We start from the raw sequence: 15191 nt of genomic DNA on the forward strand, positions 1-15191 counted from the left end.
AGAGCTCCACGAGCTCTACCTCGCGACCTGCGGTTCTACCTCGCGGGAAGATCGCGCCTCGCGAGAGCCGGACCGCGGCCTCAGTCGACCGTGACCGCCTCGAGCACGGGCAGGCGGGTGGCGCGCACCGCGGGCCACACCGACGCGACGAGCCCGATGACGACGGCCGCGCCGAGGATCGCGAGCACCTGACCCCACGGCACGGCGAGCGTGCTGAGCCCTTCGTCGGCGAGCACGCCGGGCAGCGCGGCGCCGATGCCGATGCCCGTCGCGACGCCGAGCACCGTCCCGTAGACCGCGGTGAGCACCGCCTCGACCGCGATGATCCCGGCGAGCTGGAGGCGTCCGAGCCCGACGGCGCGCAGCAGCCCGATCTCGCGCGTGCGCTCGATGACGGACAGCGCGAGCGTGTTGACGATGCCGAGCAGCGCGATGACGATCGACAGCGCGAGCAGCGCGTAGAGGATGACGAGCACCTGGTCGACCTGCTCGGCGAAGGCCGACGCGGTCTGCTCGCGGTCGAGGACGGTCAGCACGAGGTAGGGGGCGACGGCCTCCGTGAGGCCGGACCGCAGCGTGGCTAGCTGCTCCGCGTCGGCGCCGTCGTCGGCGCTCACGTACACGATCCGTACGCTCGCCTGCGCAGCGGGCACGACCGCGTCGAACACATCGTCGCGCACGAGGATCCCGGTCCCCACGAGCTGGCTGTCGATGATCGCGCCCACCTCGACCTCGACCTGGGTGCCCGCGCCTCCTCCCGCACCGGCCTCGGCGCCGGTCCGGCCGCCGAGGAGCAGGGTGTCGCCGACCTCCCAGCCGCGCTCGCGCGCGGTCCGCCGGTGCACGACGACGTCCCCGTCCTCGAGCGTCGACGTCGGGTCCCCGGCGAGCGCGACGGGGTCGAGCGCCGTCTCGAAGAAGCGCGCTGGCACGCCGGCGACGTCGGTGCCGCGCGCCTGCTCCGCGGCTCCGTCGCGGGCGTCCGCGTCCCCCTGCGCGGTGCCGCCGCCGTCGAGCGCGGCCGCGGGCGCGAGCCCGAGCCGGACCGTGTCCACGGTCCGCGCCCCGGGCACGGCGCGCACGGCGTCCACCGCGCCGCCGGGGACGGTCCAGGTGGCGGAGTCCACGACGAGGTCGGCGCGGACCTCGGTCTCGACGATGCTGCGCACGGACGCCTGCGTGGAGGCGGCGATGACGCCGGTGACCGAGACGAGCGCCATGCCGATGAGCAGGGCGCCGGCCGTGCTCGCGGTGCGGCGCGGGTTGCGCGTGACGTTGCCGCGCGCGAGCCGGCCGAGCGGGCGCAGGGCGGCGACGAGCGGCGCCGCGAGGACGGTCAGCACGGGGCGGGCGATCGCCGGCGAGCCCACGAGGACCCCGACGAGCACGAGTCCTGCGCCGACGCCGAGGAGCACCCGGGGGCTGAGGTCGTCGAGCCACGTCCAGCCGGTCGGCTCCTCGGCGACCGACGCCCCGAGCGTGGACGCGAGCCACAGGACGGCCGCCCCGGCGGCCACGAGCACGACCCCGACCACCGCGCGGGTGCGCGTGCCGCGCTCGGGGGCGACGTCGTCGCGCATGGCCTGAACGGGCGGGATCGCGGCGGCGCGGCGCGCGGGGAGCACCGCCGCGAGCACGCTGACGGCGGCGCCGAGCCCGACGGCCGTGAGCACCTGCGTCGCGCCGAGCGGTGCGCGGCCCGAGAACTCGAAGCTCGCGGCGGCCAGGCCCCAGCGGATGACGCGGACGAGGCCCGCGCCGGCCAGCACGCCGAGCCCACCGCCCACGAGTCCGACGAGGAAGGCCTGCGTGAGCACGGACGCGAACACCTGACCGGGGGAGGCGCCCAGCGCACGCAGGAGGGCGAGCTCGCGCAGCCGCTCGCGCACCGACATCTGGAACGTGTTCGCGATGATGAACGCGCCGACGAACAGCGCGATCGCGGCGAACACGAGCAGGAACGTCTCGACGAACCCCAGGACCTCCTCGACGGCCTCGCTCGCCTCCGCGCGCGCCTGCGTGCCGGTCACGGCCTCGGCGCCCGCGGGCAGCACGGCGGAGACGCGCTCGGCGAGCGCGTCCTCGGACGCCGAGCCCGCTCCGGCCCCGTCCGGGTCGGCCCAGACCGCGATCTGGGCGACCTGGCCGTCGGGCGCGTAGGCCTCCCGTGCGGTGGCGTCGTCGATCCCGACGAGGATCGCGCCGGCGGCCGCGGCCTCGATCTCGAACACGCCCGACACGGTGACGGGCCGCGGCTCGTCACCGAGCACGACGGTCGTGCTGTCGCCCGTGCCGAGCTCCGCGAGCTCGGCGGCGCTGCGCTCCAGCGCGATCTGGCCCGGACCGGGCCAGGCGCCCGTGGCGAGGGTCAGGCTGGGGTCCTGCGGGTCGACCGCGAGCGCCACGCTCGGCGGGCCGCTGGTCACGACGGCGGTCCCGTCGGCCCCGACGAGCACGGCCGGGCCGGAGACGTCCGGCACGGCGCGGTCGATGCCGTCGACCTCCTCGATCGTGCCGGCGAGGTCGGCCGGGACGAGGGTGCGCTCCGGTCCGAACCCGGTCCCGGGCGCACCGCCGCCGCCCCCGCCCTCCTGCGGCGGGGCGCCGGCGACCTCCTGCGCGCCGCGCACGTAGACGTCGGCGACGAGCGTGGTCGCGATGATGTCGTCGAAGGTCGAGGAGAGCATGGCGCGGAACGCGAAGGTGCCGACGACGAACGCCACGCCGAGCGTGACGGCGAGCACGGAGAGCACGAATCGCACGAGGTGGGCCCGCACGCCCCGCAGCGCGACGCGGATCATGGGGCGTCGCCCGCGGCGGCGGCGAGGGCGTCGAGGATGTCCTGCTGCGAGGGGTCGTGCAGCTCGCCCGCGAGCCGGCCGTCGGCGAGGAAGACGACGCGGTGCGCGAACGACGCCGCGCGCGGGTCGTGCGTGACCATGACGACCGTCTGGTCGAGCTCGTCGACCGACCGGCGCAGGAAGCCCAGGACCTCGCCGGCCGAGCGCGAGTCGAGGTTGCCCGTGGGCTCGTCCGCGAAGACGACGGACGGTCGCGACACGAGCGCACGGGCGCACGCGACGCGCTGCTGCTGCCCGCCCGACAGCTCGGACGGGCGGTGGTGCAGCCGGTCGCGCAGCCCGACGGCGTCGACCACCTCGTCGAACCAGCTCGGTCCACGCGCGTGCGCGCGATGTCGAGCGGCAGCGTGATGTTTTCGGCGGCGGTGAGCGTCGGCACGAGGTTGTACGACTGGAAGACGAAGCCGACCCGCGTCCGGCGCAGCGCGGTCAGGCGCCGCTGGGACATCCGGCTGATCTCGCGCCCGTCCACGACGACGCTGCCCGACGTGGGCGAGTCGAGCCCGGCCATGCAGTGCATGAGCGTCGACTTGCCGGAGCCGGACGGGCCCATGATCGCCGTGAGCCGGCCGCGCGCGAAGTCGACGTCGACGCCGTCGAGCGCGCGGACCGCCGTCGGGCCCGACCCGTACACCTTGACCAGGCCCCGGGCGCTCGCCCGCGGCTCGGGGGCCGCTCCCGGCGGGGCGGGTGCCGCGGACGAGGACGAGGACGCGGGCGTCGTCATGCCTCATGGTGGCGCGCGGACGCCCGCGGCGCATCACCCCGCGTGCCCGCTACGGTGTGGCCCATGAGCGCCGCCGCCCCGTACCACGTCCTCCGGCCCGTGGCCGACCTGCCCGCCGACGTCACGGGCGTCGTGCCCGCCCCCCGCTCGGCGCCGCCGGTGCGCTGGGGCGTGCTCGGCGCGGGCGGCATCGCGTCGTCGTTCGCGGAGGCGGTGCGTCAGCACACGCAGGCACGCGTCGCCGCGGTCGGCTCGCGCGACCGCGTCAAGGCCGAGCGGTTCGCGACGGCGCACGGCGTGCCGACGACGCACGAAGGCTACGAGGCGCTCGTCGAGGACCCGCAGGTGGACGTGGTGTACGTCGCGACACCCCACTCGCACCACCACGAGCACGCGCTGCTCGCGATCCGCGCGGGCAAGCACGTGCTGGTCGAGAAGGCGTTCACGCGCAACGAGGCCGAGGCGCGCGAGGTGCTCGACGCCGCGCGCGAGGCCGGCGTGTTCGTCATGGAGGCGATGTGGACGCGGTTCCTCCCGCACGTCGCCGCGCTCCGCGGCGTGGTCGCGCGCGGCGAGATCGGCGACGTCGTCAACGTCACCGCCGACCACGGGCAGTTCTTCCCGTACGCCCCGGAGCACCGCCTGTACGCGCCCGGCCTCGCGGGCGGGGCCCTGCTCGACCTGGGCGTGTACCCGGTCTCGTTCGCCCACGACCTGCTGGGCGCCCCGGACGCGGTGACCGCCGTCGGCGCGCTCACGGAGACGGGCGTGGACGGGCAGACGAGCATCGTGCTGTCGTACGGGTCCCAGGTCCAGGCGACGCTGTCGACGACCCTGTGGTCGCGCACCGCGACGACGGCCGTGGTGAACGGGACCGCGGGGCGGATCGAGGTCGCGGGGGCGTTCTACGGGCCGACGTCGTTCCGCGTGGTCCGCGACGACGGCGCGTCGTGGACCTACGACGGTTTCCGCGGCGAGGGCAAGCAGTACCAGGCGGCCGAGGTCGCGCGCCGCGTCGTCGCCGGCGAGACGCAGAGCCCGCGCATGTCGTGGGACGGCACGCTCGAGGTGATGCGCACGCTCGACGAGGTGCGCCGTCAGGTCGGGGTCGTCTACCCGGGCGAGTGACGCGTCAGTCGGTGTGCTCGACGACGTAGGTGCGCCCGTCCGGCCCGGTCACCCGCTCGAAGCGTGTGCGCAGCTCCCGCTCGCGCCCGCGCTCGGCGTCCGAGACGCCGCGGCCGTCGGCGTCCTGCCGACCGAGCTGGGCCGGGCCGAAGAACGGCAGGAACGCCTCGGTGATGCGCATGCCGAACGAGCGCGGGTCCTTCTTCGTCGCCATGGCGGCCTTTCTTGGTGCACCAAAGGTTGGACCACCACACGATAGCCCCGCCGGGTCTACCCTGGCGAGGTGACCGACCCCCGCACCGACGTCGCACCCGACCCGCTGGCCCTCGAGGCGCAGGTCTGCTTCGCCCTCTCGGCCGGGGCGCGCGGCATGGTCGCGCTCTACCGGCCGCTGCTCGAGCCGCTGGGCGTCACGCACCCGCAGTACCTGGTGCTGCTGGCGCTGTGGCAGGACGACGCCGCGGGCACCACGACGACGGTGACCGCGCTCGCGGAGCGGCTGCACCTCGACCCGGGGACGCTGTCGCCGCTGCTCAAGCGGCTCGAGTCGCTCGGCTACGTCGCGCGGACCCGCTCGCCGCAGGACGGGCGGCAGGTGCGCGTGACCCTGACCGACGCGGGCCGGGAGCGGCGCCGCGACGCCGAGGGCATCCCGCCGGCGGTCGTCGCCGCGACGGGCCTGACGCTCGACGAGCTCGCCGAGGTGCACGCCGCGGCGTCGAAGGTCGTCGCGGCGGCCGTGCGGGCCGGCGTGGTCTGACGGACCCCGCGGTGGGCGGGCTCAGGCGTCGGTGACGCGCACCCCGTCCGGCCCGACGACGAAGCGCACCGCGCCGAGGCCGGCGGCCACGGCGTCGGGCGCGGGGGAGGCGGCGCCGAGCTCGACGGCGCTGTGGGTCCCCGTCACGGCGAGGACGGCGCAGCCCGCGGCACGGGCGGACGCGACGCCCGCCGGGGCGTCCTCGACGACGAGGCAGCGCGCGGGGTCGACGCCGAGCCGCTCGGCGCCGAGCAGGAACGGGTCGGGGGCGGGCTTGCCGTGCTCGACGTCGTCGGCCGTGACGACGACCGAGCGCGGCCGCAGGCCGGACGCCGCCATGCGTGCCTCGGCGAGCGGCCGGGTGCACGACGTGACGATCGCCTGGCGTGCGGCGGGGAGCGCCGCGAGCGCGTCGGACGTACCGGCGAGCATCGTCACGCCCTCGTTGTCGACCAGCTCGAGCTCCTGGATGCGCTCGTACGCGGCGTCGACACGGTCGGCGGGCAGCAGGCGTGCGATGAGCGAGCGCGCCGGCGTGCCGTGCTGGATCCGGAAGTCGTCGGCGTCCGGCAGGCCCTGCTCCGCGGCCCAGCGCCGCCAGCTCCGGTCGACCGCGGGGACGGAGTCGATGAGCGTGCCGTCCATGTCGAACAGGACGGCGTCGAACGTGCGGTCGGCGAAGGCGCGGCCGGGGCCGGGGAGGGCGGGCATGGTCCCGAGGCTAACCCGCTGGCCCGGGACGCCCGCGGGGTGTCCGACGCCGCGGCTAGGGTGGGGGCCGTGAACGCACCCGGGTACTTCCTCTCGTTCGAGGGCGGCGACGGCGTCGGCAAGTCGACGCAGGCGCGTCTCCTCGGGCAGTGGCTGGGCGAGCTCACCGGCCGCGAGGTCGTGCTGACGCGCGAGCCGGGCGGCACCGCACTCGGCCAGGAGCTGCGGGCCGCCGTGCTCCACGGCGAGGACATGGACGCGCGCACCGAGGCCCTGATCTACGCGGCGGACCGCGCGCACCACGTCGCGACCGTCGTGCGGCCGGCGCTCGCGCGCGGGGCGATCGTCGTGACGGACCGCTACCTCGACTCGTCCGTCGCCTACCAGGCGGGCGGTCGCGAGCTCGGCGCGGACGAGGTCGAGCTGATCTCCCGCTGGGCGGTCCAGGACCTCATGCCCGACGTGACGGTCCTCCTCGACCTCGACCCGGCGGAGGCCGCGCGCCGCATCCGGCGCGAGCACGACCGGCTCGAGCGTGCGGGCGTCGAGTTCCACCGGCGCACGCGCGAGGCGTTCCTCGCCCGCGCCGCCGCGCGCCGGAGCGGTGGCTCGTGCTCGACGCGAGCGCACCGGTGGACGACCTGCAGGCGCAGATCCGCGTCGACGTGGCAGCGCGGCTCGAGCTGACGCCGGTGGTCGAGGAGGCCGAGGACACGCGGGAGGCGGAGCCGGACGACGGGTTCGACGACTCCGACAGCGCGATCGGCTACGTGCCGGGCACGGGCGGGGCATGAGCGTCTGGGACGACGTCGTCGGGCAGGAGCAGGCCGTCGCGACGCTGAGCGCCGCCGCCGTCGACCCGGCCGCGATGACCCACGCGTGGCTGATCACCGGGCCGCCGGGCTCGGGCCGCTCCAACGCGCGCGCGCGTTCGCCGCGGCGCTGCAGTGCCCGCAGGGCGGCTGCGGGCACTGCCAGGCGTGCCGCACGGTGCTCGCCGGGACGCACCCGGACGTCACGCTCGTGGCGACCGAGCTCGTCACGATCAAGATCGACGAGGTGCGCGAGCTGCTCACGGTCGCCAGCCGCAGCCCCTCGCAGGGCCGGCGCCGGGTCATCGTCGTCGAGGACGCCGACCGCATGGTCGAGCGCACGACGAACGTGCTCCTCAAGGCGATCGAGGAGCCCGCTCCGCACACGGTCTGGATCCTGTGCGCGCCGAGCCCGCAGGACGTGCTCGTCACCATCCGGTCCCGGTGCCGCGGGGTCGTGCTGCGCGTCCCGCCGGTCGAGGCGGTCGCCCGCCTGCTCGTGGAGCGCGACGGCGCGGACCCGGCGGTCGCCGAGGCGAGCGCCCGCGCGGCGCAGAGCCACATCGGCCTCGCGCGCCGGCTCGCGCGGGACACGGGTGCGCGCGACCGGCGCACCTCGGTCCTCTCGCTCGCGCGCCGCATCCGCGGCGTGGGCGACGCGGTGCTCGCCGCGGGCGAGCTCGTCGACCTCGCGCAGGCCGAGGCGAAGTCCGCGACGCAGGAGCGCGACGCGACGGAGAAGGCCGAGCTGCTGCGCGCCCTGGGCGTGGCCGACGGCGAGACCCTCCCGCCGCGCCTGCGCTCGCAGCTGCGCGACCTCGAGGCGGACCAGAAGCGGCGCGCGACCCGGCACCAGCGCGACGTCCTCGACCGCGCGATGGTGGACCTGCTCTCGCTCTACCGCGACGTGCTCGTCGTGCAGCTCGGCGCGGACGTCGAGCTCGTCAACACCGGGCTCGCGGAGGCGGTGCGCACGCTCGCCGAGGACTCGACGCCCGAGCAGACCGTGCGCCGCATGGACGCGATCGGGGTCGCGCGCGAGCGGCTCGAGGGCAACGTCGCGCCGCTCCTCGCGGTCGAGGCGATGGCGATCGCGCTGCGCCCCCAGGGCTGACCGCGCTGCGGCCCCCGGGGCCGACGGCCCGGCCGCCGGCCCCGGGATACCAGGGCGGCGCTCAGTCGGCGGGGGCCGCCGCGCGCAGCTTCTCCAGGAGCGGGCCGGCGGCCTCGTCGAGGAATTGCTGCTGCTTCTCGTCGCCGATCTGGACGAGGGCGATGTCCGTGAAGCCGGCCTCCCAGTACGCCGACACGGCCTCGACGATGGCGTCGAGGTCCGGTCCGCACGGGATGGACTGCGCCACGTCCTCCGGGCGCACGAACGAGCTCGCGTTCCGGAACGACTCCGTGGTCGGCAGGTTCGCGTTGACCGGCCAGCCGAGCCCGAACCAGCGGAACTGGTCGTGCGCGCGCTGCACGGCGGCGTCGGGGTCGGGGTCCCACGAGATGGGGATCTGCCCGATCTTGCGCGACGGCTCGAGCGACGCCTCGGAGCGCAGCGCGTCCCACTGCTGGAGGAGCTCCGCCTTCGGCTCGGTCGTGATGAGGTGGTCGGCGACGGTGGCGAACTGTCCCACGGACTGCTCGCCGGAGATCGCGACGCCGATCTTCACCGGCTCGTCGGGTACGTCCCACAGGCGCGCGGAGTCCACGCGGAAGTGGTGGCCCACGTACGTGAGGAAGTCGCCGGTGGACAGCTCCGTGATGATGTCGACCGCCTCGGTGAGCATCTCGTGCCGCTCGTCGACCGCGGGCCAGCGCTTGCCGACGACGTGCTCGTTGAGGTTCTCGCCGGCGCCGAGCCCGAGCGTGAACCGTCCGTCCGACAGGAGCCCGAGCGTCGCGGCCTTCTGCGCGACGAGCGCCGGGTGGTAGCGCACGCTCGGGCACGTCACGTACGTCATGAGGTCGACGCGCTCGGTCGCGTGCGCCACGGCACCGAGCATCGACCACGCGTACGGCGAGTGGCCCTGGCTGTCGAGCCAGGGGAAGTAGTGGTCGCTCGACACCTCGAAGTCGAGCCGACGCGCTCGGCCTCGACGGCGTAGTGCACGAGCCCCTTGGGGCCGGACTGCTCGGTCATGAGGGTGTAGCCGAATCGAGTCATGCGTCGATCGTGGGGCGGGGCGAGGGCACCCGCACCTCCGCGCGCACCCCGGGTCCCCCCGGGTCCTACGGCGCGCGGCGCGCCGCCAGCACGTCCCCCGCGAACACGCCCAGCAGCACGGCGTCCGAACCCCAGCTCAGCGCGAGCGGCGTGACGTAGGGGTGCGCGACGACGAGCGCCACCGACACGGCGGCACCCGCGAGGTGGGGGACCGACCAGCGCCCGCCCGTCGCACGCCGGAACAGCGCGTTGCCGACGAGGTAGGTCGCCGCCGCGCCGCACACCAGACCGGCCGTCCACCCGTCGGCGTGGCCGTCGTGCCCGAGCGGGTGGAGCAGGACCAGCTCGTCGGCCACGGCGGTGAGCACGATCCCGGTGACGATGACGAACGGCACGTACGTGTACGCGGTCTGCGCGACCATGCCCGTCTCGGCGCGCGACGTGAAGTATGCCGTCGCGCGCCGCTCGGAGCGGTCGAAGAACAGCAGCCACATGAGGACGGTGCTCGCGAACGCCGCCCCGAACGCCGACAGCGTCGTCGCGTCCAGGGGGATCTCCGCGAACGCGCGCCCGTAAGGATGATGGACTCGCCGAGGCAGATGATGACGAAGAGGCTGATGCGCTCGGCCATGTGCTCGCCGCGGACCACCCAGGTGTGCGCCCGGGACGCCCCGATGCCGGGCACCCAGAACATGGCGCGCGGCCCGGCGACGTCGATCGCCGCGGCGAGGGCCCACACCGCGAGCCGGTGCTCGTCCACGAGCGCCCCGGTGATCCACACCGCGCCCGAGACGGAGAGCCAGACGGAGATCCGGACGAAGTTCAGCGCGTTCTCCGGCCAGTGGCGCGCCAGGGCCAGGCCCGTGAACAGGCTCCGGCCCACCTGCATGGTGACCAGGCAGACGGCGAAGAGCAGCCCCTTGTCCCCGAAGGCCTCCGGGATCGCGCTGGCGAGCACGAGGCCGAGGAGCATGAGGACGACGAGCATCGCGCGAACCGCCCCGCGCTCCGGGTCGAGCCAGTTCGTCACCCACATCGTGTCGACCCAGACCCACCACACCGCGAGGCCGAGCACCAGGGTGTGGGCCAGGGCCTCGGCGCCGGGGTGCGCGATGAGCAGGTGGGACAGCTGCGTGACCGCGAACACGAACACGAGGTCGAAGAACAGCTCGACGTAGCCGACCCGGCTCGCGTCGCCGCCGTCGCCGTGCCGGCGCAGGTCCGTGCGGAGCCCGAGTCCTCGCGCGGGCGGACGGGGCGCGGGGCCGTCGCTCATGCCAGAGATCGTGCCACCGTCCGGCCCGGGCCGCGCCGCGCCCCGGGCGGCGGTGCGCGAAGATGGAGGCGGGGCGCAGGACGCGTCCCGGCGCACCACGTCGACGCGCGACCCGACGCCCACGGACGAGGAGACACCCCATGACCCGAGCCCGACGCAGTCCTCGACCGGTGACGGCGATCGGCGCCGGGGTGGCGCTCGCCGTCCTCGCGCTCGCCGCGTGCGCCTCGCCCACCGAGGGCGGCGGCACGTCCGGCGACGCCACGACGTCCGCTCCCGAGGAGTCGCCGGAGCCCACCGACGGCCCGACGTGGGAGACGCCGGGCGGCGGCGACGGCGACGGCGACGGCGAGGGCGGTGACGGCGGCGCGAGCGGCGTGCCGACCCTGGCGCCCGACGCCGCGGGCATGCCGCTGGAGCCCGGGGCGCACGGGCGCGGCCTGCCGCCCGGTGTCGACGGCCCCGTCGACGGCGGCACGGGGGCCGCGTGGAGCGCCGAGCCCGGCTTGCTGTACGTCGTCACGTACGGCTCGAGCGGGTGTCCGCTCGTCGCCGAGCCGGACGCGTCCGTCCGGGGCGGCGAGGCGGTCGTGACGTTCGTGGACATCCCGCAGGACGTCGCGTGCACGATGGACTTCGTCCCGGCGACGTCGGTCGTCGGCGTCCCGGCCGAGGTGGACCCGGCGGCCGAGGTGCGGGTCGTCCTGGGCGACCGGGGCACCGTGCTCGTGCCGCCCGCCACCGCCGGCAGCACGGGCCCGGCGGTGTGGGTGGAGCAGCCCTGACGCGGTGAAGAGCGCGTGAAAGGAGGCTCCGCGACGGTCGGCGCGCCGGTCCGTGCCCGCGGCGAGCGGCTACCGTGTGCGGGTGACCCTCCGCGCCCGCCTCTGCGCCACGTTCCTGACGCTCGCTCTCGTCCTCGGGGCGTGCTCCGTCGGGCCGAAGACGCAGACCCCGGCGGACGAGGCCGCCGCGTCGGGCACCTCGCAGGGCACCGGTGAGCAGGGCCCGGAGGGGTTCGAGGAGTTCTACGGCCAGTCCCTCGCGTGGGAGGACTGCGGGTCCGGGTGGGAGTGCGCCACGGCGCGCGCCCCGCTGTCGTGGGACGACCCGGACTCCGGGGACATCGAGCTCGCGCTCAAGCGGCTCCCCGCGAGCGGTGAGCGGATCGGCTCGCTGCTGACCAACCCGGGCGGCCCGGGCGCCTCGGGCGTCGACTTCGTCGGCGACGCCGCCTCGATGATCGGCGAGCCGGTCAAGGAGGCGTACGACCTCGTCGGGTTCGACCCCCGCGGCGTCGGGTCCTCGAGCGCGGTCGTGTGCTTCGACGACGAGCGCAAGGACGAGTCGCTGTCCCGGGACTTCGCGGACGACGCCGCCGGCCGCGAGGCGATGGCGGCCGAGCTCGCGGCGTGGGCCGAGGCCTGCGAGGAGAACACCGGCGCGCTGCTCGGCGAGGTCGACACGCAGAGCGCGGCCCGCGACATGGACATGCTGCGCGCCGTCCTGGGCGACGACACGCTGGCGTACCTGGGGTACTCCTACGGCTCCCAGCTGGGCGCGACGTACGCGGGGCTGTTCCCGGACCGGGTCGGTCGCCTCGTGCTCGACGGCGCGATCGACACGACCCTCACGCAGGACGAGGTCTCCGAGCAGCAGGCGGTCGGCTTCGAGAACGCGCTGCGCGCCTACGTCGCCGACTGCCAGGCGGGGCCGTCGTGCCCGCTCCGGGGCGACGTGGACGAGGGCATGCGCCAGGTGCGCGCGCTGCTCGACCGCGCCAAGCAGGACCCCCTGCCCACGACGTCGGACCGCCGCGTCACGCAGACGCTCGCGTTCTACGGCATCGCCGTGACGCTCTACAACGACCTCAGCTGGCCGGCGCTCACGCAGGCCCTCACCGAGGCGCTGCAGGAGGGGAGCGGCACGATGCTCCTGTACCTCGCCGACGTCTACAACGACCGCAACCCCGACGGCTCGTTCGCCACGAACTCGACCGAGGCGTTCCGCGCCGTCAACTGCCTCGACGACCGGCAGGACCCGGACCCGGCGGCGATGGAGGCCCAGCGCGAGCGCCTCGAGGCGCAGGCGCCGACCATGGGGTCGTTCTTCGCGTACGGCGGCCTCACGTGCGTGGACTGGCCCTACCCGGAGGTCGAGCAGGAGTTCGACGTGCACGCGTCGGGTGCGGCGCCCATCGTCGTCATCGGGACGACGAACGACCCCGCGACGCCCTACGTCTGGGCGGAGGGGCTCGCGAAGACGCTCGACTCCGGCGTGCTCGTCACGTTCGAGGGGGAGGGCCACACGGCGTACGGCCGGTCGAACGCGTGCGTCGGCGACGCCGTGGACGCCTACCTCGTCGAGGGCACCGTGCCCGAGGACGGGCTCGTCTGCTGACCCGGCGACCGCGCCCGGACGAGCCGCGATCCGCGGGATCCGGCCGCTTTGGAGTCTGGGCCCAACGCCGGGTACAGTAGGCGCTCGTTGCCACCGGTTCGCTGGACGGTCCGGGACGCAGCACGCCGCCTTAGCTCAGTCGGCAGAGCGATTCACTCGTAATGAATAGGTCGTCGGTTCGATTCCGACAGGCGGCTCCACGGAAGGCCCGGACCTCACGGTTTTGGGCCTTCGTCGTGCCGGAGGTCGTGCACCGGTCAGGGCACGAGGACCAGGAGGTAGTCGGTGTCCGCGTCACGCGCCGGGCGCCGCTCGTAGCGCTCGGCGTGCCGGGGGCGGTCCGCCTGCGTGAGGATGTGCGTCGTGGGCGCGCCCTCGTCCGGGCCGTGCACGTAGTGCCCCGACCAGTCGAGGGCGTCGTCGTCGAGCTGTGTCACCTGGCCGTCGAGGGTCCCGCCCACGAACCGTGCTGTCCACGTCATGACCGCACCCTGCCACGGCGGTGCACCGGCGCGCGAGACGGCGGCGACGAGCGGGCTGGGGTCACGGAGCCCGGCGCAGCAGCAGGATCACGCCGCCCGCCGCGGCGGCGAGCAGGCCGCCGACGCCCGCGACCGCGAGCACGGGGAACGACGCGTCCGGTGGCGGTGGGGCGCCGCGCTCGGCCGCGGCGGCGAGGGGCGTGCGCGCCGGCTCCGGCCGAGCCGGCGCCGCGCTCGGTGCGGACGTCGTCGGGGCCGGTGTCGCGGTGGACGTCGGTTCCGGCGTGGGTGTGGGCGGGGGAGTGGGCGTCGGCTCGGGCTCGGGTTCCGCGGCGTCCGCCGTCGGAGCGGGGGACGCCGTGGCCGGGGAGGGCGGCGGGTCGGGGGCCGGCGGCGCGGCGGGTGCCGTCGGTGCGTCGGAGGCGGGCGCCGTGGTCGGCGGAGGGCTGGACGACGGCTGCGGGGCCGGTGACGTGCACGCGGGCGCGTCGCCCGCCCAGCCGGCGAACTGGTCGTCGAGCCCTGTGACGTGGACCCACGTCACGCACCACCCGTCGCGGTACGCGCCGCGCCGGGGGACGTCGAGGTCCAGGTGGCCGTCCGCGGCCTCCCGTGACGAGTACCGGTCGCCCAGGAACGCGGCGTGGGACCCGTCGAGCGCCGTGACGGCGTAGCTCATCCAGCCGCTGCCGTCGCCGTCGAGCCTCGAGGCGTCGAACGAGACCCGGTCCGGGGTGACGGTGAGCTCGCCGCCGCGGTCGCGGTCCGCGGCGACGGCCGGCGCCGCGAGCGCCGCGAGCGCGGCGAGCCCGGCGAGCGCGACGGCCGCGGCCGGCACCGTCGCAGCGACGCGGTCTCGTGCGCGCATGGGCACCTCCGGGGCGTTCGTCCAGGTCGCGGCACATCGTACGCAGCGTCGGGCTTGCGCGGAACGGGCTGTTCCGACACGTTCGCCCCGTGCAGGTCGACGAGCTCCCCGGGCGGACCGCCGCACGACGCGACGGGGAGGCGGCCCCGGGGTGTCAGCCGGCGCCCGGCGCTCCGAGCCCGCCCAGCCACGCGACGAGCGCGTCGCACACGGCGGCGTCCTGGCCCTTGAGGTCGTGCGCGCCGGGCAGCTCGACGCGCGTCACCGGGCCGGGGAGCGCCGCGAGGTGCTCGGTCAGCTCGGCGGGCGTCGCGAAGGGGTCCGTGCGGCCCTGGACCACCAGGGTCGGCACGCGCACGTCGGGCAGGTGCTCCACCCGGAGCCGGTCGGGCTTCCCGGGCGGGTGCAGGGGGTAGCTGATGAGCACGAGACCTGCCGCGGGCAGCTCCTCCGCGACGGCCATCGAGCACATGCGGCCGCCGTACGACCGGCCTCCGAGGACGAGGCGGTCCGTCGTCGTGCCCAGCTCGGCGGCGAGGTCCTCCGCCTGCTCGCGCACGTGCGCGACCGCGACGGGCGGGCGGTCCGGCATGCGCCGACCCGCCAGCCGGTACGGGAAGTCGACGCGGCGCACCGGCACCGGCTCGGGCAGCGACGCGAGCGCCTCCTCGACCGCGACGAGCGAGCGGTGGTCGCGGCTCGCGCCCGCCCCGGGCGTGAGCAGCACGCCCGCGACCGGCCGCGCGGAGCCGGGTGTCGTCGCGGGCGGGGTCGGCGGTCGGGTGGGGCCGGTCACGCCGCCAGTGTCCCAGGACGACGGCGGTGGGCGCTCCCGGGCGCGTGCGCGGGTCGCCTCGGCTAGCGTCGGGCGGACCGTCCACGACCTCGAGGAGACGCCATGCCGCGCAGGGACGCCAGCAGCGCCAGCAGCCGGAGCAGCCGGTGGTCGATCGTGCCCCGGGCGTTCGCGCTCGGGGTCGCCGCCGGGTCGCGCAGCTCGCT

12 protein-coding genes, 1 tRNA gene and 4 pseudogenes are annotated in these 15191 nt (G+C 75.8%); 8 read left to right on the forward strand and 9 right to left on the reverse strand.

The genetic code is table 11. The features are described from left to right. Positions 1–80: 80 nt before the first annotated feature. Both BJF88_RS14035 and BJF88_RS14040 read right to left on the reverse strand, forming a co-directional pair. Positions 81–2801 carry an ABC transporter permease gene (locus tag BJF88_RS14035; protein ID WP_075829271.1) on the reverse strand — a complete coding sequence of 907 codons (2721 nt, stop codon included), beginning with the start codon at positions 2799–2801 and terminating at the stop codon, positions 81–83. Next, positions 2798–3588 (reverse strand): annotated as a pseudogene (locus BJF88_RS14040) (ABC transporter ATP-binding protein). Before BJF88_RS14040 ends, BJF88_RS14035 begins: the two are co-directional and overlap by 4 nt. A 63-nt stretch (positions 3589–3651) precedes the next feature. Between BJF88_RS14040 and BJF88_RS14045 the strand changes: the two are divergent. Then, positions 3652–4716: a Gfo/Idh/MocA family protein gene (locus BJF88_RS14045; RefSeq protein ID WP_083649152.1), complete on the forward strand. Its 1065-nt coding sequence runs from the start codon at positions 3652–3654 to the stop codon at positions 4714–4716. A gap of 4 nt (positions 4717–4720) precedes the next feature. Here BJF88_RS14045 and BJF88_RS14050 read toward each other — a convergent pair whose 3' ends face one another. Further along, positions 4721–4930 carry a hypothetical protein gene (locus BJF88_RS14050; protein ID WP_075829272.1) on the reverse strand — a complete coding sequence of 70 codons (210 nt, stop codon included), beginning with the start codon at positions 4928–4930 and terminating at the stop codon, positions 4721–4723. Positions 4931–4999: 69 nt separating this feature from the next. Here BJF88_RS14050 and BJF88_RS14055 point away from each other — a divergent pair, with 69 nt between their 5' ends. Further along, complete coding sequence (locus BJF88_RS14055; protein WP_075829273.1) at positions 5000–5476, forward strand: MarR family winged helix-turn-helix transcriptional regulator; 477 nt, start codon at positions 5000–5002, stop codon at positions 5474–5476. Between the two features lie 21 nt (positions 5477–5497). Here BJF88_RS14055 and BJF88_RS14060 read toward each other — a convergent pair whose 3' ends face one another. After that, positions 5498–6187: an HAD family phosphatase gene (locus tag BJF88_RS14060; RefSeq protein WP_075829274.1), complete on the reverse strand. Its 690-nt coding sequence runs from the start codon at positions 6185–6187 to the stop codon at positions 5498–5500. A gap of 69 nt (positions 6188–6256) precedes the next feature. Here BJF88_RS14060 and tmk point away from each other — a divergent pair, with 69 nt between their 5' ends. The 3 genes and pseudogenes from tmk to BJF88_RS14070 all read left to right on the forward strand — a co-directional run bounded on the left by tmk (position 6257) and on the right by BJF88_RS14070 (position 8113). Beyond that, on the forward strand, positions 6257–6874 hold the full coding sequence (gene tmk, locus BJF88_RS14065) for a dTMP kinase (RefSeq protein WP_369824626.1): 618 nt from the start codon (positions 6257–6259) through the stop codon (positions 6872–6874). Continuing rightward, positions 6853–6981, forward strand: coding sequence for a hypothetical protein (locus tag BJF88_RS23805; RefSeq protein WP_369824627.1), 129 nt, complete (start codon positions 6853–6855; stop codon positions 6979–6981). Before tmk ends, BJF88_RS23805 begins: the two co-directional genes overlap by 22 nt. Then, positions 6978–8113, forward strand: a pseudogene (locus tag BJF88_RS14070) (DNA polymerase III subunit delta'). Before BJF88_RS23805 ends, BJF88_RS14070 begins: the two are co-directional and overlap by 4 nt. A gap of 61 nt (positions 8114–8174) precedes the next feature. Here the strand turns inward: BJF88_RS14070 and BJF88_RS14075 are convergent. Together BJF88_RS14075 and BJF88_RS22360 are read right to left on the reverse strand one after the other, a co-directional pair. Further along, positions 8175–9163, reverse strand: a pseudogene (locus BJF88_RS14075) (TIGR03557 family F420-dependent LLM class oxidoreductase). Between the two features lie 65 nt (positions 9164–9228). After that, positions 9229–10439 (reverse strand): annotated as a pseudogene (locus BJF88_RS22360) (low temperature requirement protein A). 140 nt (positions 10440–10579) lie between these two features. Here BJF88_RS22360 and BJF88_RS14085 point away from each other — a divergent pair. The 3 genes from BJF88_RS14085 (at position 10580) to BJF88_RS14095 (ending at position 13039) form a co-directional block, all read left to right on the forward strand. Then, on the forward strand, positions 10580–11224 hold the full coding sequence (locus BJF88_RS14085; protein ID WP_139316087.1) for a hypothetical protein: 645 nt from the start codon (positions 10580–10582) through the stop codon (positions 11222–11224). 82 nt (positions 11225–11306) lie between these two features. Beyond that, positions 11307–12839 (forward strand): alpha/beta hydrolase, encoded by a 1533-nt coding sequence (locus BJF88_RS14090; protein WP_255372042.1) that lies wholly within the window; start codon positions 11307–11309, stop codon positions 12837–12839. Between the two features lie 124 nt (positions 12840–12963). Beyond that, positions 12964–13039: transfer RNA gene (locus BJF88_RS14095), tRNA-Thr, on the forward strand. A gap of 57 nt (positions 13040–13096) precedes the next feature. Here BJF88_RS14095 and BJF88_RS14100 read toward each other — a convergent pair. The 3 genes from BJF88_RS14100 to BJF88_RS14110 form a co-directional block, all read right to left on the reverse strand. Beyond that, entirely contained in the window at positions 13097–13321 is a 225-nt protein-coding gene (locus BJF88_RS14100; RefSeq protein ID WP_139316088.1) for a hypothetical protein, read from the reverse strand. A 61-nt stretch (positions 13322–13382) separates the two neighbouring features. After that, a complete protein-coding gene (locus tag BJF88_RS19735) occupies positions 13383–14189 on the reverse strand; it encodes a hypothetical protein (RefSeq protein ID WP_075829277.1) in 807 nt (268 codons plus the stop codon). 154 nt (positions 14190–14343) lie between these two features. Beyond that, the gene (locus BJF88_RS14110) at positions 14344–14985 is read right to left on the reverse strand and encodes an alpha/beta family hydrolase (RefSeq protein WP_255372043.1); all 642 of its coding nucleotides are present in this window, start codon (positions 14983–14985) and stop codon (positions 14344–14346) included. Positions 14986–15191: the final 206 nt, after the last annotated feature.

The sequence above is a fragment of the Cellulosimicrobium sp. CUA-896 genome, assembly GCF_001942335.1.
Taxonomy (GTDB): domain Bacteria; phylum Actinomycetota; class Actinomycetes; order Actinomycetales; family Cellulomonadaceae; genus Cellulosimicrobium.

Coding starts and splice junctions, on each gene's coding strand:
- BJF88_RS14035 (WP_075829271.1), bottom strand. CDS start 2,801: ATGATCCGCGTCGCGCTGCGGGGCGTGCGGGCCCACCTCGTGCGATTC.
- BJF88_RS14045 (WP_083649152.1), top strand. CDS start 3,652: ATGAGCGCCGCCGCCCCGTACCACGTCCTCCGGCCCGTGGCCGACCTG.
- BJF88_RS14050 (WP_075829272.1), bottom strand. CDS start 4,930: ATGGCGACGAAGAAGGACCCGCGCTCGTTCGGCATGCGCATCACCGAG.
- BJF88_RS14060 (WP_075829274.1), bottom strand. CDS start 6,187: ATGCCCGCCCTCCCCGGCCCCGGCCGCGCCTTCGCCGACCGCACGTTC.
- BJF88_RS14085 (WP_139316087.1), top strand. CDS start 10,580: ATGACCCGAGCCCGACGCAGTCCTCGACCGGTGACGGCGATCGGCGCC.
- BJF88_RS14100 (WP_139316088.1), bottom strand. CDS start 13,321: ATGACGTGGACAGCACGGTTCGTGGGCGGGACCCTCGACGGCCAGGTG.
- BJF88_RS19735 (WP_075829277.1), bottom strand. CDS start 14,189: ATGCGCGCACGAGACCGCGTCGCTGCGACGGTGCCGGCCGCGGCCGTC.